The following is a 22,028-nucleotide window of genomic DNA, read 5'->3' on the forward strand; positions in this document are numbered from 1 at the left end:
CCGCTTGGTGAGCCCAGCTAACTAATCATATTTTAATGTCATATTCCTTTAGCTTATTTGCAATAGCGCTGTGACTCATCCCTACGGCTTTCGCTAACCGCCTTGTACTTGGGTAACTTGGGTACAGTTGTTTTAGTAAATCAGCCTCCCATTGTTTTACGGTTTTTTCTAACGAGCCCTGCTGTAACACCATAGACACCGCCTTAGCATTATTGTCTTCAGGCAAATGAATATCGTCTGCTGTCCATTCCCTATTTTTCGCCGTCAGCAATGTCTGCAAGCAAGTATTTTGCAGTTCTTTTAAATTGCCAGGCCAGTGATACAAAGCCAATTTGATCAAAGCAGGTTTAGACAAACTCGCCACCGGCAACCGATAACGCTCGGCTTGAGTCGAGATAATTTGTTGAACCAAGCCTTCAAGATCCTCACGACGATCTCGCAGGGCAGGAACTGCCAAAACAAGCGTCGCCAAAGAGAAATACAAACCTGAATGCAGCGTTTTACCATCCGCTAACTGAGCTTGACTGAGTACTGATGTGCTGATGATGCGTAAATTCGAATCGAGACTGGTTCCCGTTCCTGGCTGTCGAGCCAACCAATGTGCTAGCTCAACCTGTATGCCCTCGTCTAAATGCTCTATGTCCTCAATCACAAGCCAACCGGACATTTGATCCAGTGTCGCGATATCGGAGCCAGTAATATCGCGAGCGTTACGGACAATTAATTGTGCTTCTAATTCACCTTGTTGTTTATTCCAATATTGAAACAATGCGTCAATCAGATCACGCTTCCCTGTTCCCATTTCGCCTTGTACCAAGAGCGGCATAGACACATCAGCAAAGGCTTTTGCCTGCGCCAACGCTTTTCTCATTGGCTCACTTTTAATAACAGAAGGTTTAAAATACGCTTCGAAATGGGCCTCAGCGTCTGGCGCTCGTTTCAAGCTGGCCGTTTGACGATCCAATCGCGTTTTCGATTTTAGATAAATAACGGTTCCAGCAGGGTTAGTCACCCCATCGTCATCGCTGACAAAAATAGGTTTCATTTCTAGCAACAGCGTTTTGTTACGAATGCGGATGCGCTTAGTCATCCCTTCTCGTGGATTCGCCCAAATGTCCTTTGCGAGGTTCACGCCTTTTATAAAACGCTGTAGGGGTTGATGCAGTAAATCCGCGACAGAGACATTCAAATCCTCAGCCGCCAGCTCCGTTGCCATCGTAATGTAGCCTTTTAAATCCACCGATATGACACCGTCTGGCAAGGCTTCTAATAGCGTATAAATCGCATTATGCTCCCGCTCAGAAGGCGTAAACATAACGGTTTTCACATCTTCAACACTTTCTAAACGACGAATATCCGCCAAGAGTTGTTGCAGTTTTGGAAAAGGAATATCTGGAAATCCACAATAAATACAACGGCGCTTTGTATCTACCTCAACTAACCGCATATCAATGCCATGAGGAATAAACAGGTCAAGTGCTTCTCGCACCATCCCAATTCGATCTTCGCACTGTATTTCTACTCTCATGGTCTCTCTCTAGTATTTCGCTGTTTGTCTTTAGAACTCAGTAACAGTAAGTTTTTTTGTGGCGCAAAGATTTCATAAAGCGGCAATACCGCCGCACCTAATACGCCAGCCGTTTGCCCTGTTTGCGCACAACGAATTGGAGGTATAGGCAAGGTACTTTGCTCAGCAACCTCTTTTTCAAGCTCACCAATCAACGATGTTAGTACTGTCGCGGGTAAACGTCCGCCAATTAAAATCGCTTCAGGGTCGTATAAAGCCACCACCGCAGCTAAAGCAGAAGCTACTTCGCCAGCCACTTCATTCGACCAGCGCGCCACCGCCTTGATATAAACATCGTCCAGCCATGTTTCATCAGACTGTGGCCAAGTGAGCTGATTTGACCATAAAAAGCGTCGTAGCGATGATAATGACAAAGCCTCTAAAATCCATTTTCCGTGTTTGCCTGTCGCGGTTGGAATAAGCCCAAAACTGCCTGCTTTGCCATGGGAACCAAAATAACATTCGCCATTGGTGACCACGCTTCCGCCACACGCCGTACTGACAAACAAATAAAAGAAATCAAACGGCAATACGCCCGGCGCTAACAACAATTCACTGGTTGCAGCAGCAACCGCATCATTTTCACAAAAGCAAACCAGCCCTGTTGAGTCAGCCAGCCAAGTCTCAAATGCGTCCGAGCGCCAATAGGATAAAGCGTTTTTTAGGGAGTCTAAATTAGACAACTGATCCTGATCGGTAACCAAGGTTTCCAACCAAGAATCCATATAATCTGGACGCGTCAAACCAATGCCCTGCACTCGGCTCCAATCGTCTCCCAAGGTCACTTTCACTTCTTCAATCAAATCGCTCGCAATCTGCTTGGCCATGTCTTCCGTTGGAAAAGACACCGCGCGTTCAATCAATAGAACACACGCGCCACTAAAGTCCAACAAGGCCGCACTAATATGATCCCGGTCGACATTAATACCCAGACCATATGCTCCCTTTTTATTAATGCTTAATTTGATCGAAGGCTGGCCTCTTCGCCCTTTCACCTTACCTGCGACATGAAGCAACTGACGATCTAATAAAGAAGACGTAATGACCGAAATCGTTTGCGCACTTAGCCCAGTTTGCTCTGCAATGCTCACTCTTGAAATATCAGGATGCTGTCGAACCAAACGAAGGATTATTCGCTCATTATAAATCCGACTTTGCTCTGAGGTGCTACCAGAAGATTTCATATAACCCTACTCTTATGCTTTGGCCTGTAAACTAATCGCTACCATTTAATAAATCTAATTGATTTAATAATATAACTCATTAAGATGAGAGAAACGTCTTTAAACGCTGTATTTTTGATCGATACTTCTTTTGCAAAACAATAAAGGGCCACTACGGTGAGCAAAGCCCAATACAAGGACCTCGTCATGAACTCTTTTCCAGACTTTCAATCTATTGATTTTTTAAACGACCATATTCAATCTACCATGGCGTTTTATCACCCAAACTGCATCGATAAAACAGGTGGTTTCTTTCAATTCTTCAAAGACAACGGCGACATTTATGACGCCGATACTCGCCACCTTGTTAGCAGCACTCGCTTCGTCTTCAACTACGCAAAAGCTTATCAAGCCACTAACAATACCGCGTATTTGGAAGCCGTTCAGCACGGTCTCAACTATTTAAGAAACCGTCATCGTCGTGAAAATGGCGGCTATGTTTGGCTACTGAGCAAAGAAGAAAATCTCGACGAAACCAATCATTGCTATGGTTTTGCCTTTGTCATGCTTGCTTATTCAACCGCCTATAAAGCAGGCGTAAAAGAAGCAAAAGCATGGATAAAAGAAACCTTTGATACCATGGAAACACATTTTTGGGACGCTGAATTTGGCTTGTACAAAGACGAAATATCCAACGACTGGCAAACGGTTTCGCCTTATCGTGGTCAAAATGCCAATATGCACAGCTGCGAGGCGCTATTAGCAGCTTATGATGCCACACAAGAAACCCACTATCTCGAACGCGCGATTTTGCTGGCCCAAAACATTTGTGTTCGCCAAGCCGCTCTTGCTGGCGGTGAAATTTGGGAGCATTACACAACAGACTGGCAAGTCGATTGGGACTACAACAAAGACGACCCTAAACATTTGTTCCGCCCTTGGGGATTTCAACCAGGCCACCAAACAGAATGGTCTAAATTACTGCTATTAATACACCAACGCTCACCTCAAGACTGGCTAATCCCAACCGCTCAGAAGCTATTCAATTCGGCATGGGAAAAGTCATGGGACAACACTAATGGTGGTTTATGCTATGGCTACGATCCTAAAGGAAATGTCTGCGATGGCGACAAGTATTTTTGGGTTCAGGCGGAATCTTTTGCTGCTGCAGCTATGCTCGCTATCTACACAAAAGAGGCCCATTACTGGGACAAATACCAACAACTCTGGCAATACAGCTGGTCACACATGATCGATCACAAATATGGCGCTTGGTTTCGCATCCTAACCCAAGACAACAAAGCCTATGATGACTGTAAAAGCCCTGCAGGCAAAACAGACTATCACACCATGGGCGCTTGTTATGAAGTGATAGAGCAGCTCAGCCAACAAGATTAACGCTCGGCAATGCCCCCACTAACTAAAGGGTGATCATTCTATTTATAGCCAAAATGGAGTATGATGCAGCCCCTACGTTAGTGGACGCGAGCCCCTTTCTTTATGCAGTTAGACAAAATAGACCTCAATTTACTTCGTTATTTAGACTCCTTGTTACGGGAGCAAAACGTCACCCATGCAGCCAATCAGCTTGGCATCACCCAACCCGCCATGAGTAACGGCTTACGACGTCTAAGAGATTTATTTCACGATCCATTACTGGTCAGAACCAGCGATGGCATGATGCCAACCGCACTCGCAATACAGCTGCAACCTCGTGTTCAAAGCATCCTTCAATCCGTTGATGAAGTGCTTCACCTTGGGCAAAGCTTCGAGGCCGAATCCAGTTCACGTGTTTTTCGTATCATGGCGAGCGATTACGCAGAGGCAACGCTCATTCCACCGCTAATGAAGAAGCTTCAAGAAGAAGCGCCTAATGTTATCCTTGACGTTATGAACCCAAGTGACGTTAGCTTTCACGATGTTGAGAAAGGCAAGGTAGACTTAGTGATCAATCGCTTTGACACGCTACCGCAATCTTTCCACCAGAAGTCCGTGTGGGTCGATCACTTCTCTTGTTTGGTGCCTGCTAATTCTGAAATTGCCAAAAACTTTTCATTAGACACTTACCTCCAGTCCCGCCATGTTTGGGTGAGTAAAACCGGATTTGGCGTTGGTGTCGGAATTCAACCAGAAGAAGTTCAAAAGTTGGGTTGGGTCGACGGCTCCTTGGCGGATCTAGGTTTTAAACGCAATATTCGTTTATTTACCCGCAACTACAACGTTGCCATGCGCGCTACGGAACAGCTAGGGCTAATCGCCACACTGCCATCCTTAGCGACTCGCCTAATGAAAGATAATGATAAGGTTGTGGTTCTTCCACCGCCATTTGAGATCCCGCCTGTCGAACTGAAAATGTTGTGGAGCCCATTACTTCAACATGATCCAGGCCATATCTGGATACGCTCAAGCATCGCAGGTTGTGCTAAAACCATCGCAGAAAACAACAACCTCTAATTGATTGATGCTCTTCACAAGCCAAAACCAAATATAAAAAAACGAGCCATTGGCTCGTTTTTTTATGCTTATATTCCACCTAAGTGCAGTGCAAAATATTACATGTTTAACATCTGCTGAGCGCACTCTTCCGCGCTAGACACGGTTCTTTTTAGATCGGTAATGTGCCCGTTATCAATACTATAACACCAGCCATGAACGTGAAGCTCTTGGCCCGTTCTCCAAGCGTTTTGAACAATACTGCTCTGGCAAACGTTCGCAACCTGCTCAACCACGTTCAATTCACACATGCGATCAAAGCGTGTATGCATGTCGCTAATAGCGTCCAGCTCATCCCTATGTAGGCGATACACGTCTTTAATATGGCGCAACCAGTTATCTATCATGCCATGCTCTTCAGTGCCCATAGCCGCCTTAATGCCACCACAGCCATAGTGACCAACGACCATGATGTGTTTTACTTTTAGCACATCCACCGCAAACTGGATAACCGACAAACAATTCAAATCGGTATGCACAACCACGTTAGCAATATTACGGTGTACAAAAACTTCACCCGGTAAAAGGTCTACAATTTGGTTTGCTGGTACACGACTATCTGCACACCCAATCCAAAGGTATTCAGGCTTTTGCTGTTTGGACAATGTGGAAAAGAACTCTGGATCTTCTTTGGTTACCTTGGCAGCCCACTCTCTATTTTTAGCAAAAAGATCCTCTAAATCATTAGACATGGCTCATTTCCTTAGCGTGTTTTTGATACCAGCGGAGTTTAATATCTGCCGTTAGCATAATGGATTCAAGTTGTTGAACAGCCTCTCGGCCTTCATATGACGCCTTATGGATATGCGGCGTCATACTTAACAAATTCTGTATTTTTTCTTGCGAATCTAGACTGAAAGTAAAGGTTTCTGCTTGCTCTAGCACAAGGTCAAAACCAGGCACACCAGCAGAAAAAGTCTGTTTGTATTCATGAATAGAAGGATAAAGTATTTTTCGCAATTCAATAAGATGCTCTGGGCCCGACTCCACCAGCAACATCAAGCCATTGTCAGTCAGTACACGTGAAAATTCTGTAAATACTGGAAAGCCAAATAAGCATAATACCAAATCAAAACGTTCATCCGGCATAGGCAAGCTGGCGTTGCTACCGACGATCCAACTTGCTGACTTATCGCGTTTGCTCGCCGCGGTAATCGCCCACTTAGATATATCCAACCCACAGCGTTCCATTTGGATATTTTGCTTCGATAGCGCCTGCCCGATTTCATCCAGATAGTAGCCTTCGCCACAACCTGCATCCAGAACACGCATCCCCGTTAACAAATGGCTTTTTGGCCAAGAATCAAGAATAGCCTGAACAATAGGAAAATAGTGCTTTTGATTCAGAAAAGATTGCCTAGACGCGACCATTTCCTTGCTGTCGCCAGGGTCTTTTGATCGCTTATTTTGCACAGGAAGAAGGTTTACATAGCCAGATTTGGCTAGGTCAAAAGAGTGTCCTTGTTCACACTTTAAACTACGCTGATCGCGGCTTAATGGTGTGGAATCTATCGGACAAGAAAGGTTTTCAAGCGTCGACACAGTTTACTCATCGGTTAATAATTTCGCGTGCGAAAGGATACCCTATTTACCAACAGCCTGAACATCAAAAAACCTAAAGCCTCCATGATTTTTTATGTCATTGGCAAAAAGGCTACTGTTTATGCAAAAGCAACCACATTCTGACTGTTCACATAGCGCAAAAATTCTTCCCCACATAAAGGTTTGGAAAATAAATACCCTTGCACCTCTTGGCAGCCATAACCACTTAATAAATCAAACTGCGTTCGAGTTTCGACCCCTTCGGCAATGACTTTTAAATTCAAACTCTTCGCCATCGCTATAGTGGCTTTTACGATTGCATCGTTATCAGAATCTAGCCCCAAATCATTAATAAAAGATCTGTCTATTTTTAGGGTTTGAATTGGGAATTTTTTTAAATACGCCAAGGAAGAATAGCCAGTACCAAAGTCATCAATGGACAAGGTTAAGCCCAACTTTCTAAAACCATGCAATTTATCAATCGATTGCTGAGCATCGGTCATCAACATACTTTCGGTTAACTCAAGTTCGAAATACTCAGGATCAACCCCAGTTTCTTGCATCACTCTTTCGACCATATCGACCAGATCGGCCTGCATAAACTGCCGACTCGATAAATTCACCGACAACTTAAGAGGCGCAACACCGGACTCACGCCATTCTTTTAACTGCCTACACGCCCGTCGAATAACCCACTCACCCAAAGGCAGAATCAAACCGCTTTCTTCCGCTAAAGGAATAAACTGATCGGGACTGATCATCCCAAGTTCTGGGTGCACCCAACGAATAAGCGCTTCAGCCCCAACCACCTCTTCGTCACACAAACGAACTTTAGGTTGGTAATGCAAAACAAACTGCTCTTCATCAATCGCTTTTCGTAAACCACCACCCAAAGTCAGATGAGCATCTATGTTGTCAGCCATGTGACTTTCGTAAACAAAATACAAATTGTGACCGGTGGACTTCGCGCGATACATAGCGGCATCGGCATTTTTAAGCAAGTTGTCGATATCGTTCGCATGTTGAGGGTAACTGGCGATACCAATACTCGCGGTGATCATCATTTCCATGTTGGCAACAAGATACGTATTGCTGGCGTTTTGCATAATGCTCTCAGCAATCTCTTCCAACTCGTCGATGGCGTTGGTATTTTCCAGCACCACAACAAACTCATCGCCACCCAAGCGATACAAACAAGCACGGGGAGGAATACAGGTTTTAATTCGTTCAGCAACACGCTGGATAAGCTCATCACCAATGCGATGACCAAAGTTATCGTTGATTACTTTAAAACTGTCTAAGTCGATATACAAAAGACCAAACTGACGCTCACGTTTGCGTGCATTCACCAGCGCACTTTCCAGCTGTTGATAAAGCAGATTTCGGTTTGGTAGTAAGGTTAAATTGTCGTAGTTATGAAGGCGATATAACGCGACCTCGTGGTCTCTTTCTTCCTGAATATCGTGGGTTAATAAATAAACATTATTCGTTGAGTGATGGTAAGACACCTCCACTTTATACCAACGAACTCCTTGTTTACTGGTTAGTCGTATTTCCTGCGATAGACAATCTTGTCGCTTTATACGCCGCATAAAACTGTTAGCGGCACCTGTAACAGCAAATAAATCTCTTATGTGTTGAATATCACCAAACACATCAACAAAGCATTCGCTGGCCTCAATCAATTCCCCGTGAGGGTAAAAAGTAGCAAAAGATAAGGTTTTGAATTGAGTCAGCAATCCAGGGGAGTCTGGAACCTGCATAAGAGTAGAAGGCACAGTGGTAGCAATTGCAGAAGCAGGCAAACTAACAGTCGAAACACTTGGGTGCGCCTCGGCCAATAAGCCTCTGCGCCCATTACCTAATGAAATCACCGTTCCAGTAACACTGTAACGCGAGCCATCTTTGGACACATAGGGCCATTTGAAAGGCAATATAGCGCCCAATTCCAATGCATCGATGTACAAAGAAAAACGTTTTTGTAGCGCTTCACCAATCAGGCGTTGGCCGGATTTAATGCCATCCAAAGAGTCAGCTAACAGCACCTCTGCAGCGTCATTGCACCAAGGAACATTCGATTTCTCGATATCTATAATCCAAGCAGCTAATGGCATTTTTGCATGCACAAGCATTGATAAATCAGTCATCAACTTTAAATACTACTATACGTTTTGATACTAGAGGCCTCACAAACTATCACCATGAATCTGGCACAACAAACAGATGCTTGCCTATGTCCCCCGATGCTGCATCAGCAGCTTGCCACAAAAACACGTGTCTTGGACGTGAATCCTGTAGGATCTCACCTACGAGATTGTAGGCAAATTGCGGAAAATTGAAAGAAATATTCTCATTTACAGCGGGAGAAGACAACCAATGAGGCTTTTGTAAGACGAAAAAATTTGAAAAATACGACTTTAATGACATAAAGTCAGACGCTCTAACCCAACCACCATAATTTGTCTGGGTCAGCCAACTCGATATATCGTAACCTTGATCCAACGCAGAATACAACCGACCAAAAATCAACAAATTAGCCTGAGGCGTGCGGCCTTGAGCAACCTCTGCAATGGCACTCTTGCCTTCTTCAGTCTGCAAAATTTGTAATTGATGATCCCTAGCTCTGGACACCTTCTTTAATAAACTGTCGTTTTTATTTGGCCCTATCCAATGATCTGGGTATAAATCTTGGCGCTCTAAATAAAACTTAATAGCAATCTCAAATTGATGAAGCTGCCCTTCGGGCGTTTCCACCAGCATGTCTACTTCACCCAAGGTCCTAACCTCAGAAACAATCTGAACATGCTCATAATGCACCGTCAAAACAGACAGGTGTCGAATCGCAAACGAAAACAAAGTTTCGAAATAACTACCAAGAAAATGCGACTTGCACGCTGTAACAGCGTCGACCAAAGGTTGCGGTTGATCATCCAACGCTAATAATTGCGCCTCAACATCTGGCAACCAATATGGCTCAAGCTCAAAATCACGCTCAATATAATGCCCTTCAACCAGCCAAGCAATGTCTTTTACAAAGGGATGTTGAACGCGATCCGAAATCACAGAGCCCCGCTTAAATGCTGATCAATACGGTTTAAACACGTCACCAGAGAGCGAACTTTCGCCTTAGGCTTATGTTGAAACGCTTCCTCCGCCATAGGCGAAATATGGCAACGACTAGGTAACGTCTCCCCCGACGCCAACATCTTTTTAAAGCGCTCTATCATTACAAAACGCAACCACTGCTCGAATGCCATAGAATCAACACAGAAAGGTTCTGTACTGGCAATAGCCTCTGCCGAAGGCGCCTCACACTCCCAAACACCACAATCTTGCATTGCCACTTGCAAGTCCATCAATAAATCAGCCAACACATGATGGGCAGAAAAGGCTTTTTTCAACCTGATTTCTCCTTTGAAAAACGGTAAGATAGCGAATCTTTGTTTAAGCGATAACAGTACATGAAGTACTATTATCGGCCATATGAGCCCAAACTTTAGTATGAATAAAATCGAATCTCTTTCAGACCTCTTCGACATGGTTGGTTGCGATGTAAGCTACTACGACCTAGGTCGCAACATCACCAAAATCACACCGCAACAAGCGGTGCAATTCGACCGTAAACAGCAAGCCTACCCTTTCCCATTTCGCCAACATGCTTGGTTAGCCTGCTTATTAAACATGAAAAACCAACAAGGCAAAAAATCCAAAAAAGAAGACCTCGTTGAACAAGGTGTAATTTGGTTTATAAAATTACCACTCGACGAAGCTGGCTGCCTAAACTTGGGAACACGTGATCATTTTATCAAAAGCATTGTCGACAAAATACTGCACAAAGGTGAAGAAGCAGGCTTGTCAGAAGCCCTTGAAGACAGCCCTTACGCCTTCAAACCAGACCAAGAACGCATGGCGAGCTTTCACGCCATTCTTGGCAAAGACCTTCACACAGCGCCATCGCACTACTTCGACGACGTCGTAACATATTTATCGTCAGACCTAACAGAAAACGACGAAAACTGGCAAACGCTAGGACTGCAAGGCATTGCCGAACTCGCCGCTAGAGTAGACGAAAACAAATACCAAGCCCTAATACAAAAAGCGATTCAACAAGCCGCCAAGCCCGTTGTTAGCGCCCTATGTCACGCACTAGAACACGAGACTCTATCTAGCCAATTGCAAGAAACGCTTATTGCGCAACTGCAAACCGAACAAGACGCTCTCATGCAGGCAAGCTACCTACGCGCCTTATCAAGAGCCGATTTAAACGACACGCTATTATTGCCGTTGTTTGGCCTACTTGGCAGTCTAACCGAATGCAAAGACGACGACCTTCACCCTATCGCCGCCCTTGCAGCAAAATGCCCACACTGGCTTGGTCAAAACCCACAGCTACTGCGCATCATCATGGAAAAACTGGCACACCGAGAAGACGGCTATATCGCCTTTAAACAAATCACGGCAGAACTAAGCCAACACCCAGAAACCAAACAACCACTTTGGACATTACTGCGCGGTGGACACATCAGCCCGAAACTGGCCCAAGCCGTGAGTTACATATTCACCCAAACACCAAAGTCAGTGCAGTGATTGGGAAGAGTTAACATTGCGATAACCAGAGTCTGGAGTGTTTGAAATGAACAACCCAGACTCTGGCTTTTAACATAGCTCTACTTCAATATTGAAAGAGCAGCCACGAGTATTTTCTGAACCATCTGCGGATCTTCACCGCGCGCTATCTGAGACGAAGCGTTACTTAGCTGTGCATCGATATAAGTAGCGGCAAATTCTGACGACATCTCTGCAGAAAACTCACCTTTAGCCCTTGAACGCTCTACCCATTTTTGAAAAGTAACAAGACCCTGCTCTTCAAGAAAGTCTACCTGCGCTCGAGTCGCTTCACCCAAATGCGTTCGTGATTCACGCATTTTTATAAAAAGACAGCCATTTGGAGATTCATCATGACAACTAACTGAAGCGGCAAACGATATAAGGTTATCAAGAGCCTCTCTAAATGGAACGTCACTATTCAGCATCTGCTGCACCGGGCTTAAAACTAGTTCCTGATATCTGATAAGAACAGCCTTCATCAATCCATCTTCATTTGAAAACTCACGATAAAGGCCTGGCTTCGATACACCCGATCTCCTGCAAATTTCATTAAGAGACAAACTGCCTATATCCTCTTTCCAATAGGAATCCATTGCCACATCCAAAACATGATCACGATCCAAGGTCTTTGGTCGTCCCCTTGAAGGCTTAATTGGATCTAAACTCATTTTAATACCACCTAGTATTTTAATTTGACATACTGTTCTTTTGGCCTTATTGTACCGACTGGTATTTAATTAGCAAACCGAATAGGAAAGAAAAATGAGCGATATAAATAAAAGCATAGTGATCACTGGAAGCAGCAGTGGATTTGGCCAAAAATCAGTAAAAGATTTTGCCGATAAAGGCTACCAAGTGTTCGCCACCATGCGAGGCCCAGAAGGCAAAAACGCTGGGGTTAAATCCGAATTAGAAGCCTATAGTGACTCTGTCCATGTTGTTGATATGGATGTTACTAACGACGAATCTGTCAAAACAGCCATTGCAAGCGTACTAGATAAAGCAGGCAAAATTGATATTTTACTTAACAATGCAGGCGTGATGTATCTTGGCATTACAGAAGCATTTAGTATTGACCAAGCTCGCGAGCAAATGGAAACCAACTACTATGGCGCTATGCGTACTATTCTGGCCGTTTTACCTGCGATGCGTGAAGCCAAGTCTGGCCTTATCATCAACACCTCATCCATGGTTGGCCAAATTTCAGCACCGTACTTTTCTACCTACGCCGCGACCAAACATGCTTTAGAAGGCTACCTTCAAGGTTTACGCTACGAAGTAGCGCCATTTGGTATCGATGTCGCCATCGTACAACCTGGCCCATTCCCAACAGGTCTAACAGCATCAGGACAACAACCATCACGTACAGAAATACTGGATAGCTACGGTGAATTGGCACACATCCCGACCGCCATGTTCGAAGAATTCGGTAAATTTATGCAGAGTGATCAAGCACCTAATCCACAAATGGTAGTAGATACTTATTTAGCCCTAGCAGACATGCCTGCTGGTAAGCGCCCAACACGCACACCTGTTGGCTTAGTTTGGGGGGTTGATGAAATTAACGCAGCTAAACAACCTGTCCAAGACCGTGTTTTGACAGAAATGCAACTAGACAAAGTTCTAGGTGGCGCTGACGTATAATATTCGTCATCAGAGGCAAACAATACTTTGCCTCTTTCTAGACCGACATCAAGTGAATGTCGTGTTTGAGAGATAAATTAGAGTCTGAGTGTCTGAATTTAAACATGCTGCAGACTCTTTTTTTAGGATGTATAAAAATGGCTTATGCCACTCCATCTTCATCAAGCCTTATCGTGACCTGCTTCTTAAGCTTTTTTGCGTAAGGTTTTTTGACTGAATTTGAAAAATCATAATGATCACGCATAGCGATAATCCTCTAGTTTTCATCCGTAGTAGACAGTAAATACTTGCGTAAATCTCTTTCGTGCCTCAACAGATGAAGGATATAGACTGAATCGTTATCAACTTTGTAGAAAACACGACAAGGATTCACAGCAATTTCTCGATAATTTAGAGTCGAAATTTCTTCAGGGATTCTGCCAGAGTCAGGGAATTGTTCGAGTCTCTGTACCTTACTGAAAACATTTTCTACTAATTGCTTCGCAGCGTACGGATTACTAACTGCAATATACTCGCAATATCATTCAGATTATCCAGTGCTGGCTCAGTCCAAATTATTTGAGCCATTTACTCATTTTCTCTTTGGCTTGTGACATATCCATTGTTCGACCTTCACGGATGGCCTGCTCGCCCTTCGCAATACCTTCCAAAATCTTCATCCGTTGCACCATCAACTCGTAATCAACAACATCAAGCAAATAGGCTGATGGCTGACCATGCTCAGTTATGAGAATAGGCTCTTTTGACTCACGCAAATCAGCAAGCAGCTTCGTTGCCTGCCTCTTTAACGTAGTAACGACTTCGGTTCTCATAGCGACACCTCAGATGAAAATGTATTTTTACAGTATCACTCCAATTTAAAAAGAACGGATACCTGCCATCACCAGCTGAATATTCCCTCTAGTCTCAATAAGTAGCAAACATTCACCCAACCGATCATGTAGGTCAGATGAGACGAGGAACGAGGCGTGATCTGACGGGACCAGCCTCGTTAAGCATTTGCAATGTGATATTTAAAAGTGAACGCCTTGATAAGACAGGCTTATAAAAAGTAATGTTTATGCTCGTAGGGCTAACGACAGCCTCATAAGGGACAGTGACACGTGGGCTAAAATTGGAGCTAAGCGACTGAGCCTACGTGCTATTGTCCCAGCGAGCCTGCGAGCCTGCGAGCGAGTTTATGCGTTTGTTAATTACCCTTACCCGCAATTAGTCGGCTTAGCCTGTCCGTAACGGCCTCGCTAATTTTAGCTATAGCCTCAGACGGTATATGAAGAGCGGGGTTTTCACTGGATTCTGTTACAGTTGCACTTCTCAATAGAGTGCCTCTAACAGTCTCCGGCAAATCTGAATTTTGGGCAGCACGAATTTTAGTCAGTGATATTAGAATTTGCTGATGCAAAGAAATTTCTTTCAAGTGAAATCTTAACTGTCCAAAATAAACGAGAAGCCGCGCGACGCACATAGCAATGACCATAAACCCTAAGTTGCTGCTATTGGCAGGAGACGACATTGAGGTTGGGGCGGAGTCCATCGTTTTAATTCCAGCACTTGCAGCGTACTTCATTATGTCAGCAAGGTGTTTGACTTGCGTATCAAGCATTGAGTAGATAAATAGAAATAAAATTGCAGCAAGCATAATCAATAGCCACATAGCCCAATTGATTTGGCCAACCCTTTTTTGATGGTATTTGATCGAGTCTTTTACTTCTTTTATCGAATCCTGCATATAACCTTCCATGGGGAATTAACATCTATAGACACCCCGTTTTTTGCAAGCAAAATCAAGATCTAACAAGAACAGTTTTGCAGCCATCTATTCGGATTTTTAGTAAAGCAATTAATGCTTTTATCCCTGATGCTATTACTGCAAATAAACAGCGCTGACTTAACGCCAATCATTTTCGCCTCTCAGCGAAACGATGTTAGTCCCAGAATGTCCAAGTCATGCTTTTGGTTATCTTGTCATTCGTGTTTTTAACTAAACAAAAACGAGTATTTAAAATTTAATCTAGATCAGGTGAAGGAGAAAGACGTGTTCATTAGATTTGAGTTATCAGCCTGTCTTCCCTGACCTTTCTTTACACAATACAAGAAGCTAAAAACGAAAACCATAAAAATATTGTGTGTTTCTAACGTACAGGCAATTAAGCAGATATAGTTAGGGATAAGCGAAAGAAAGAAATAAATACACAGTCGCCCTCACCTTGGAGGACATAAGGGGAATTATTAAGATGTCGGCCTAAAGGTGTGACCTACCATAGAAAATGAAAGCTTCGCTTTCAACGGCGGATCACGGTCGTACCTCCCTCATCCGCCCTACGAAAACCAGCATTAGCAATGCTATCAGTTCGACGCGACGAAGTTGCGCGACTTTATGGAGTTTCAGGGTCAGTTAAAAATACCCTTCCCTCCACCAGCAAAAACAATCTATGCCTTACGGTAAAAATCGTGTTGCTAAACGCTACCTTAAACAAAGTGAATGAGACGTTTGGGCTATAGCCCGATAAAAGATTTTTTGGTTACTTTTGCATCGATTGGCAAAAGTTACCCGCTCAGCTTTTTCCTGAATTAAAGAGCGGAAGAAAGGTTGGGGATACAAAGCGTTTGAATGGAACCCAAAGAAGAGAATAACCCCACCCTAGCCCTCCCCTTGGAAGACATAAGGGGAGGGAATAAGAAAGGTTAGCGTATAAAAAAAGCCCCATTTACCTGAGTAGACAAAATGGGGCCAAGGTAGTCGTAGACCTACGATCAATGACGGGTTTGATCTGGGTCGTTGGCTTCGCGCATTCGTTTGCGATGTTCGACAAATTCGTCACTCAGCATGTAATCGCCCTGCTCGGTGTGAGCCAGTGCGCCGCGGTTGACGAGTGCGTCTAACGTTTTTGGCAATACCTTCTGGCGTCGCTCACCTTTGATAAAATAATATTGTTCACCTAATTGGATCAATTTAAAACCAGATTCTAGGTACCCAACACATAAGTTTTGAGTTGGCGTTAACTTGAGTTTCATTGCTCACCTCACATTGCCTGCCGTCTCTTAAATGTAAATCAGTTGATCATTTATCTTTCATATTAACTATAGACTATAGACACTTTTTTCAGGAAGGGTAATTTTCTACCTCCAAGATTACAAAATGATAAAAAAAGAAACCTTTCTAGTTATCTTTACCTTTAGCCTACTTCGCGGTTAAACGTTCGCAGAAAGCCAAAAAAAAGGGAAGGCATAAAGCCTTCCCTTTTCACAAACCTTGCAGTGGTTACTTTATTCAGCAAACACCACGGTTTTGTTTCCATGCACTAAAACACGGTCTTCCAAGTGGTAACGCAGTCCACGTGACAGTACGAGTTTTTCGATGTCTTTACCAAGGCGAACCATGTCTTCTGCTGCGTGGCTGTGACGAACTCGAATCACGTCTTGCTCGATAATCGGTCCAGCGTCCAAGTCAGCTGTCACATAATGACAAGTCGCACCAATCAGTTTCACACCACGAACAGCCGCTTGGTGGTAAGGTTTAGCACCAATGAAAGATGGCAAGAAGCTGTGGTGAATGTTGATTACCTTGTAACGGTATTTCTCACACAGGTATTCAGGGAAGATCTGCATGTAGCGCGCCAATACAATGGTGTCGGCACCAGACTGATCAATACAAGCTTCAATTTCTTGGAAGGCTGGCATTTTGTCTTCTTTCGGCACAGGAATGCAGTAGTAAGGGATTTTGTACCATTCGACCATAGAACGAAGATCTTCATGGTTGGCAATCACACCAACGATTTCACAATTCAATTCGCCTGTGTGCCAGCGATGCATGATGTCGTTCAGGCAGTGAGACTCTTTCGTCGCCAACAAGATTACTTTAGGGCGATCTTCACTGTCTTTGACATACCAGCTCATGTCGAATTTTTCGGCAATCGGCGCAAATTCTGTGCGGAAGGTGTCAACATCAATATTTAGGCTTTCTGCATCAATGTCATGACGCATGAAGAACCATTTTTGCTCTAAATCTGTATGGTGACTCGCTTCGATAATTGAGCCTTGGCGTTCGTTCAAAAACTCACTCACCGCCGCTACAATCCCCACTCTGTCGGGACAACTAATCACAAGTCGAAATGTTTTCTTTCTCATAGTAAAACTTATAAACCTTAAAAACTCTTTAAAAGTCAAAAAAGGCTAAACACGATGTTTAGCCTTAAAAAAACGTCAGCGGATTATACCTAATTCGCTTACTTATTCTTAGTTACTTGTTCTTAATAATGTAACACTGGTGGATCTTGTCATTACGATCAAAATCTGGGTCCAGTGTTTCACGAGTGATGTTTTTCACATCGTATTCTTGCTCTAAGGATTCGTCCAACACAAAACGACGATAGTTATTAGAGAAGATAAGCTCGCCACCTCTTGCCAGTCTTGCCATTGCTAAGCGAACCAGTTCGCCATGGTCGCGCTGAATGTCTAACACATCCGCCATTTTTTTCGAGTTCGAAAACGTCGGTGGATCCATGAAGATCAAGTCAAACTTATCGCGACTTTGTTTTAGCCATTCAATGCAGTCTGCACGCTCTACCTGATGATCACGATCTGAAAATTCATTCAATTCGATATTACGACGCGCCCATTCTGTGTAAGTGTTCGACATGTCGACACTCAATGAACTGCGCGCACCACCTTGCCCAGCATGAACCGACGCCGTCGCGGTGTAGCAGAACAGGTTTAAGAAACGAACGCCATTGGCTTTGTCTTGAATCAGTTTACGCACTGGGCGGTGATCTAGGAACAAGCCGGTATCCAAATAATCTTTTAGATTAACGATGAATTCACAACCGTATTCTTCTACAATCATTTCGTGTTTCGTTTGATCGAATTTTTCGTATTGCTCTTTGCCTGTCTGTCTTTGGCGCTGTTTCAGAATCACATTGGCTTCTGAAATATTGAGCGCGGTTGGAATGGCGGACATGACTTCAAACAAACGCTGTTTGGCTTTTTCAGGGTCAACACTCTTTGGCGCTTGGTATTCTTGCACATGCGCCCAATCGCCATAAATATCAATTGCTACCGCGTATTCTGGCATGTCTGCATCGTAAACGCGGTAACACTGGATCTTGTTTTTTTCGACCCATTTCTTCAATTTCTTGGCGTTCTTTTGCAGGCGGTTAGCGAACATTTGCGCGCCTGGGGTCATCACAGATTGCGCAACCACGTCTTCTTTGATGTTGCCAGCCAGCAAAGGAAAACGATAAGCACGACATTCAATGCCACCGTTGATAACGCGCGTGCTTTTCTCTGGTCGAACAGGTATTTGACGTGCTAAATGATCATTACTGGTCAACATCATAAATTGCCAACCACGCACATTCGAGACAACCCATTCCCCTAATTGGCGATACAAGGCGATCAACGCCATTTCATCACCAATACGCTCACCGTAAGGTGGGTTGGTAATCACAAGACCCGGTACATCTGGCAGGATGTCGAACTCATGCTCTTGGAACGGGGTCATGCTGACATCAATCACACCCGTTAGTCCTGCGCGTTTAATGTTTTCACGGGCCGCCGCGATGGCTTTTTGCTCTCGATCTGTGCCTTGGAAACGAATACCTAATGTTGCTGGGTCTTTTTTACGATTCTTCGCGAAATCCATCAGCTGTTGCCACATACGGTGATCATGCTGCTTCCAGCCTTTGAACCCCCAGTACTGACGACGTAAACCCGGTGCGATGTCTAAAGACATCAAGGCCGCTTCTACAAGAAACGTCCCTGAACCACACATTGGGTCGATCAATTGCGTTAAACCACAATCTGTTCCCCAGCCAGCACGCAGCAAGAGACCAGCGGCTAAGTTTTCTTTCAGCGGTGCCATGCCGCCATGTTGGCGGTATCCACGGCGGTGCATACTTTCGCCAGACAAGTCGATACTCACCGTTACAACTTCGCGTTTAATACGCAAAGCAATACGCACTTCTGGCTGTTCTTTTTCGACGTTAGGACGTTCGCCGGTTAAGGCGACGAAATAATCGGCAATCGCGTCTTTCGCACGAACAGCACCAAATTGAGTGTTACGAATATGGTGATTGGTGCCATGACAGTCGATTGCCATGGTATTCGTTGCTTTCATGTGGTCGGACCACTGAATCGCTTTCACGCCATCGTATAAGTCATCAGCCGATTCCATTTTGAAACTCGCAATCGGCAACATGACGCGTGTCGCTACGCGAGACCACAAGCACGCTTTGTACATGCCTTCTAAATCTGTGGTCAGTTTAACCTGTGCTTCACCCAATCGCGTTTGCGTTAGGCCTTCACCATGCAACTCTTTTTCCAAGACATTTTCTAACCCAAGTGGGCAGGTTATTTCTAATGCGTAAACCTGACTTGTTGAATCAGTTGTCTGTAATATAGTGCTCATTTATAAAATACTTTTTTAAATTTCAATGAATGTTGCAAGACACATAAAGAAGGCGGAATCAGATTCCGCCCATCCAACGAAACGCAGTAATACGCGCCTTGCTTTTAGTTCGATATTATTAAATACCCAGATCAAGCTCTCGGTAATAAGCATCAGTGCTTGCTATCGCTTCCTTGATTAACTCTGGGCCTTGGTAAATAAAGCCTGAGTAAATTTGTACTAATCGTGCCCCAGCTTGCAGCTTTTCAACAGCGTCTGCGCCACTTGAAATACCGCCTACACCAATCACTGGCAAGGTGTCTTTCAGGTGTTCCGTTAAGGTTCTTACTACATGAGTCGATGCATCACGTACTGGCGCGCCGCTCAAACCGCCCGCTTCTTTTTCAAACCTATGACCTTGCACCGCTTCACGAGACAAGGTGGTATTGGTGGCAATGATACCATCAACGCCCTGCTCAACCAGTGTGTCTGCCACCATTTTAATTTCATCGTCCGTCATATCGGGGGCAATTTTCACTGCTAATGGAACACGCTTACCATGTTCGGCTTCATAACGGTCGCGAGCAACAATTAGAGGCGCAATAAGCTGAGCCAAACTTTCACCAAATTGCAGGCTACGAAGGCCAGGAGTATTGGGTGAGCTGATGTTCGCCGTAATGTAATCTGCGAATGGAATTACGTTTTCTAAACAGGTCAAATAATCGGCGGCGGCGTCGTCTACTGAGGTCGTTAGATTCTTGCCAATATTGACGCCCAATATCCCTGGGTAACGATGGGATTTAATACGCGAAACTAGGTGATCAACACCTTTGTTGTTAAACCCCATGCGGTTAATAATGGCGTCATGCTCTGGCAAACGAAACAAACGCGGTTTCGGATTACCTGCTTGCCCTTTTGGCGTCACGGTTCCGACTTCCACGAAACCAAAACCTAATGCGCCCAAGGCTTCGAAAGCGTCGGCATTTTTGTCTAAACCTGCTGCCAAGCCAACCGCGTTAGGAAAGCGCAATCCCATAACGTCGACAGGCTTAGTCGCAGGTAAACCGCCTAGAAATCTGTTCAACCCCAATCGACTGCTTGCTGCAAGAAGATCCAATGACAATTCATGGGACACTTCTGGGTCCAATTTAAAAAGTAACGAGCGAGCAAGTTGGTACATTGTTAGGGCTCCTTGGCAGTTAAGGTCAGGTACATACTTTATCTGAGCTTTGCTATTTAATAATGTTATCTAATTCGATCTATCTAACTTTACGCTGTCTAATCTTAGGCTATCTAATTTTAGTGACGCCAATCAGTTTATTTCTATCGTCAAATTCTACTTCAAAAAAACCATAAATCCCTTCATGGGTGACGAACCGCTGAAAAGCCGACAATGGCAACTGAACTTTACGTCCATCTAGACAGTTTGCTACTAAGTTTTTTGCTGAACCTGCGTACATAGCTTCATATTTAAACGCGGGCAAAGCCACATTTAATACAAGTTTTGCCATTTTTTCGTCCTGTACTTACGTTACCCTTACAGAGAACGCTCTGTGCGTAAAGATTTGAATCCGATAAGATGAAGACTATTATATTGCGTTGACACTTTTATTGACAGAAGTATAAGGAACCTTGGTTCAATGGTAACTGTAATTGAGCAATTAAAAGATCACCTAAATCACGCCGTTGTCGGCCAACCAGATTTAACTCATGAACTACTTGTCGCTTTAATCGCCAATGGCCATGTGCTGTTAGAAGGGCCTCCAGGCATAGCCAAAACCACAGCGGCCAAAGCATTGGCCAGCTCTATAAACAGCCGTTTTCAACGCATTCAATTCACACCAGACCTTTTACCAGGCGATGTCACTGGGTCTGATGTTTATCAGCAAGAAACAGGTCAGTTTAGTTTTATCCCCGGCCCTATCATGAACGACATTGTGCTTGCGGACGAAATAAACCGCGCGCCAGCCAAAGTGCAATCGGCATTGCTCGAAGCCATGGGCGAAGGACAAGTCACAGTCGGGAATCACAGCTACCCGCTTTCGTCTTTATTTTTTGTTATTGCGACCCAAAACCCCATTGAGCAAGAAGGCACTTATCCTTTGCCAGAGGCTCAACTTGACCGCTTTATGATGAAGATCAATCTAGGTTACCCAAGTGCCGCTAGCGAATTGGAAGTACTGCGGTTGGTTCGTCAACAAGACCTACATAAAACCTCGGCAAGCAAGTCACAGCCTCTTTGCCAGCCCAGCGACATTCTGGAACTTCAACATAAAGCTTTGTCTTTGTATATGTCAGAAAGTGTTGAACAATACATAGTCCAGCTGGTTATGGCGACCAGACAACCAGAACTGTATTTAGGCGACGCCGGCAAGGGCACAAACTTAATTGAATTTGGTGCTAGTCCACGTGGTACTTTGGCTCTAGATCGTTGCGCTCGCGCCAATGCCTTATTAAATGGCAGAGACTTTGTTACACCTGATGATGTTCGTCAGATTGCTTTGCCCGTGTTGCGCCATCGCATTATTACTACGTTCGAAGCACAAGCCGCCGGTTTATCCGTTGATGATTTATTGAAGCGATTGATTAGCCACGTTCCAGCGCTGTAGTTTAAAGAATCGCAATA

At 44.3% G+C, this 22,028-nt stretch carries 21 protein-coding genes; 5 read left to right on the forward strand and 16 right to left on the reverse strand.

The features are described from left to right. Positions 1-25: 25 nt before the first annotated feature. Both DFP75_RS06395 and DFP75_RS06400 read right to left on the reverse strand, forming a co-directional pair. Positions 26-1,528: a TyrR/PhhR family helix-turn-helix DNA-binding protein gene (locus DFP75_RS06395; protein ID WP_110573427.1), complete on the reverse strand. Its 1,503-nt coding sequence runs from the start codon at positions 1,526-1,528 to the stop codon at positions 26-28. Next, positions 1,525-2,751: an ROK family transcriptional regulator gene (locus DFP75_RS06400; protein WP_110573429.1), complete on the reverse strand. Its 1,227-nt coding sequence runs from the start codon at positions 2,749-2,751 to the stop codon at positions 1,525-1,527. Before DFP75_RS06400 ends, DFP75_RS06395 begins: the two co-directional genes overlap by 4 nt. Before the next feature lie 186 nt (positions 2,752-2,937). Between DFP75_RS06400 and DFP75_RS06405 the strand changes: the two genes are divergently transcribed. Together DFP75_RS06405 and DFP75_RS06410 are read left to right on the forward strand one after the other, a co-directional pair. Then, positions 2,938-4,128 carry an AGE family epimerase/isomerase gene (locus DFP75_RS06405; protein ID WP_110573431.1) on the forward strand — a complete coding sequence of 397 codons (1,191 nt, stop codon included), beginning with the start codon at positions 2,938-2,940 and terminating at the stop codon, positions 4,126-4,128. A 102-nt stretch (positions 4,129-4,230) separates the two neighbouring features. After that, positions 4,231-5,184, forward strand: coding sequence for a LysR family transcriptional regulator (locus DFP75_RS06410; protein ID WP_110573433.1), 954 nt, complete (start codon positions 4,231-4,233; stop codon positions 5,182-5,184). A 98-nt stretch (positions 5,185-5,282) separates the two neighbouring features. On the opposite strand, the gene can is transcribed toward DFP75_RS06410, so the two are convergent. From can to DFP75_RS06435, 5 genes are all read right to left on the reverse strand, one after another. After that, the gene (can, locus tag DFP75_RS06415; protein ID WP_110573436.1) at positions 5,283-5,915 is read right to left on the reverse strand and encodes a carbonate dehydratase; all 633 of its coding nucleotides are present in this window, start codon (positions 5,913-5,915) and stop codon (positions 5,283-5,285) included. Further along, positions 5,908-6,765, reverse strand: coding sequence for a putative RNA methyltransferase (locus tag DFP75_RS06420; RefSeq protein ID WP_110573438.1), 858 nt, complete (start codon positions 6,763-6,765; stop codon positions 5,908-5,910). The genes can and DFP75_RS06420 overlap by 8 nt, the downstream gene beginning before the upstream one ends. Before the next feature lie 119 nt (positions 6,766-6,884). Next, entirely contained in the window at positions 6,885-8,912 is a 2,028-nt protein-coding gene (locus DFP75_RS06425; protein ID WP_110573440.1) for a putative bifunctional diguanylate cyclase/phosphodiesterase, read from the reverse strand. A 49-nt stretch (positions 8,913-8,961) separates the two neighbouring features. Further along, entirely contained in the window at positions 8,962-9,828 is an 867-nt protein-coding gene (locus tag DFP75_RS06430; protein ID WP_110573442.1) for a DUF1853 family protein, read from the reverse strand. Continuing rightward, positions 9,825-10,166 (reverse strand): YqcC family protein, encoded by a 342-nt coding sequence (locus DFP75_RS06435; protein WP_110573444.1) that lies wholly within the window; start codon positions 10,164-10,166, stop codon positions 9,825-9,827. The genes DFP75_RS06430 and DFP75_RS06435 overlap by 4 nt, the downstream gene beginning before the upstream one ends. Before the next feature lie 100 nt (positions 10,167-10,266). On the opposite strand from DFP75_RS06435, the gene DFP75_RS06440 reads away from it, so the two are divergent. Further along, positions 10,267-11,352 (forward strand): DUF3549 family protein, encoded by a 1,086-nt coding sequence (locus DFP75_RS06440; RefSeq protein ID WP_110573446.1) that lies wholly within the window; start codon positions 10,267-10,269, stop codon positions 11,350-11,352. Between the two features lie 80 nt (positions 11,353-11,432). Here the strand turns inward: DFP75_RS06440 and DFP75_RS06445 are convergent, their stop codons facing one another. After that, positions 11,433-12,041 carry a TetR/AcrR family transcriptional regulator gene (locus DFP75_RS06445; RefSeq protein ID WP_110573448.1) on the reverse strand — a complete coding sequence of 203 codons (609 nt, stop codon included), beginning with the start codon at positions 12,039-12,041 and terminating at the stop codon, positions 11,433-11,435. Between the two features lie 94 nt (positions 12,042-12,135). Between DFP75_RS06445 and DFP75_RS06450 the strand changes: the two genes are divergently transcribed. Then, entirely contained in the window at positions 12,136-13,017 is an 882-nt protein-coding gene (locus DFP75_RS06450) for an SDR family oxidoreductase (RefSeq protein WP_110573450.1), read from the forward strand. 256 nt (positions 13,018-13,273) lie between these two features. On the opposite strand, the gene DFP75_RS06460 is transcribed toward DFP75_RS06450, so the two are convergent. From DFP75_RS06460 to DFP75_RS06495, 8 genes are all read right to left on the reverse strand, one after another. Beyond that, positions 13,274-13,525 carry a type II toxin-antitoxin system RelE/ParE family toxin gene (locus DFP75_RS06460; RefSeq protein ID WP_245927009.1) on the reverse strand — a complete coding sequence of 84 codons (252 nt, stop codon included), beginning with the start codon at positions 13,523-13,525 and terminating at the stop codon, positions 13,274-13,276. A gap of 46 nt (positions 13,526-13,571) precedes the next feature. After that, positions 13,572-13,829 carry a type II toxin-antitoxin system Phd/YefM family antitoxin gene (locus tag DFP75_RS06465; protein WP_110573452.1) on the reverse strand — a complete coding sequence of 86 codons (258 nt, stop codon included), beginning with the start codon at positions 13,827-13,829 and terminating at the stop codon, positions 13,572-13,574. Positions 13,830-14,206: 377 nt separating this feature from the next. Beyond that, positions 14,207-14,746, reverse strand: coding sequence for a hypothetical protein (locus DFP75_RS06470; protein ID WP_110573454.1), 540 nt, complete (start codon positions 14,744-14,746; stop codon positions 14,207-14,209). Positions 14,747-15,771: 1,025 nt separating this feature from the next. Further along, positions 15,772-16,032 carry a formyltetrahydrofolate deformylase gene (locus DFP75_RS06475; RefSeq protein ID WP_110573456.1) on the reverse strand — a complete coding sequence of 87 codons (261 nt, stop codon included), beginning with the start codon at positions 16,030-16,032 and terminating at the stop codon, positions 15,772-15,774. A gap of 252 nt (positions 16,033-16,284) precedes the next feature. Continuing rightward, positions 16,285-17,145: a formyltetrahydrofolate deformylase gene (purU, locus tag DFP75_RS06480; RefSeq protein ID WP_110573458.1), complete on the reverse strand. Its 861-nt coding sequence runs from the start codon at positions 17,143-17,145 to the stop codon at positions 16,285-16,287. A gap of 112 nt (positions 17,146-17,257) precedes the next feature. Beyond that, positions 17,258-19,423, reverse strand: a complete 2,166-nt coding sequence (gene rlmKL / locus DFP75_RS06485; RefSeq protein ID WP_110573460.1) for a bifunctional 23S rRNA (guanine(2069)-N(7))-methyltransferase RlmK/23S rRNA (guanine(2445)-N(2))-methyltransferase RlmL — start codon at positions 19,421-19,423, stop codon at positions 17,258-17,260. A 118-nt stretch (positions 19,424-19,541) separates the two neighbouring features. Continuing rightward, on the reverse strand, positions 19,542-20,582 hold the full coding sequence (locus DFP75_RS06490) for a quinone-dependent dihydroorotate dehydrogenase (RefSeq protein ID WP_110573462.1): 1,041 nt from the start codon (positions 20,580-20,582) through the stop codon (positions 19,542-19,544). 109 nt (positions 20,583-20,691) lie between these two features. Beyond that, the gene (locus tag DFP75_RS06495; RefSeq protein WP_110573465.1) at positions 20,692-20,913 is read right to left on the reverse strand and encodes a DUF2835 family protein; all 222 of its coding nucleotides are present in this window, start codon (positions 20,911-20,913) and stop codon (positions 20,692-20,694) included. 111 nt (positions 20,914-21,024) lie between these two features. On the opposite strand from DFP75_RS06495, the gene DFP75_RS06500 reads away from it, so the two are divergent. Continuing rightward, on the forward strand, positions 21,025-22,011 hold the full coding sequence (locus tag DFP75_RS06500) for an AAA family ATPase (protein WP_342767503.1): 987 nt from the start codon (positions 21,025-21,027) through the stop codon (positions 22,009-22,011). Positions 22,012-22,028: the final 17 nt, after the last annotated feature.

Source organism: Marinomonas alcarazii (assembly GCF_003208215.1).
In the GTDB taxonomy this organism is placed as follows: Bacteria; Pseudomonadota; Gammaproteobacteria; order Pseudomonadales; family Marinomonadaceae; genus Marinomonas; species Marinomonas alcarazii.

Bases quoted from the DNA above. Each gene is read 5' to 3' on its own strand.
- DFP75_RS06395 (WP_110573427.1), bottom strand. From the start codon at position 1,528: ATGAGAGTAGAAATACAGTGCGAAGATCGAATTGGGATGGTGCGAGAA.
- DFP75_RS06400 (WP_110573429.1), bottom strand. From the start codon at position 2,751: ATGAAATCTTCTGGTAGCACCTCAGAGCAAAGTCGGATTTATAATGAG.
- DFP75_RS06405 (WP_110573431.1), top strand. From the start codon at position 2,938: ATGAACTCTTTTCCAGACTTTCAATCTATTGATTTTTTAAACGACCAT.
- DFP75_RS06410 (WP_110573433.1), top strand. From the start codon at position 4,231: ATGCAGTTAGACAAAATAGACCTCAATTTACTTCGTTATTTAGACTCC.
- can (WP_110573436.1), bottom strand. From the start codon at position 5,915: ATGTCTAATGATTTAGAGGATCTTTTTGCTAAAAATAGAGAGTGGGCT.
- DFP75_RS06425 (WP_110573440.1), bottom strand. From the start codon at position 8,912: ATGACTGATTTATCAATGCTTGTGCATGCAAAAATGCCATTAGCTGCT.
- DFP75_RS06440 (WP_110573446.1), top strand. From the start codon at position 10,267: ATGAATAAAATCGAATCTCTTTCAGACCTCTTCGACATGGTTGGTTGC.
- DFP75_RS06445 (WP_110573448.1), bottom strand. From the start codon at position 12,041: ATGAGTTTAGATCCAATTAAGCCTTCAAGGGGACGACCAAAGACCTTG.
- DFP75_RS06450 (WP_110573450.1), top strand. From the start codon at position 12,136: ATGAGCGATATAAATAAAAGCATAGTGATCACTGGAAGCAGCAGTGGA.
- DFP75_RS06465 (WP_110573452.1), bottom strand. From the start codon at position 13,829: ATGAGAACCGAAGTCGTTACTACGTTAAAGAGGCAGGCAACGAAGCTG.
- DFP75_RS06470 (WP_110573454.1), bottom strand. From the start codon at position 14,746: ATGCAGGATTCGATAAAAGAAGTAAAAGACTCGATCAAATACCATCAA.
- DFP75_RS06475 (WP_110573456.1), bottom strand. From the start codon at position 16,032: ATGAAACTCAAGTTAACGCCAACTCAAAACTTATGTGTTGGGTACCTA.
- purU (WP_110573458.1), bottom strand. From the start codon at position 17,145: ATGAGAAAGAAAACATTTCGACTTGTGATTAGTTGTCCCGACAGAGTG.
- rlmKL (WP_110573460.1), bottom strand. From the start codon at position 19,423: ATGAGCACTATATTACAGACAACTGATTCAACAAGTCAGGTTTACGCA.
- DFP75_RS06490 (WP_110573462.1), bottom strand. From the start codon at position 20,582: ATGTACCAACTTGCTCGCTCGTTACTTTTTAAATTGGACCCAGAAGTG.
- DFP75_RS06495 (WP_110573465.1), bottom strand. From the start codon at position 20,913: ATGGCAAAACTTGTATTAAATGTGGCTTTGCCCGCGTTTAAATATGAA.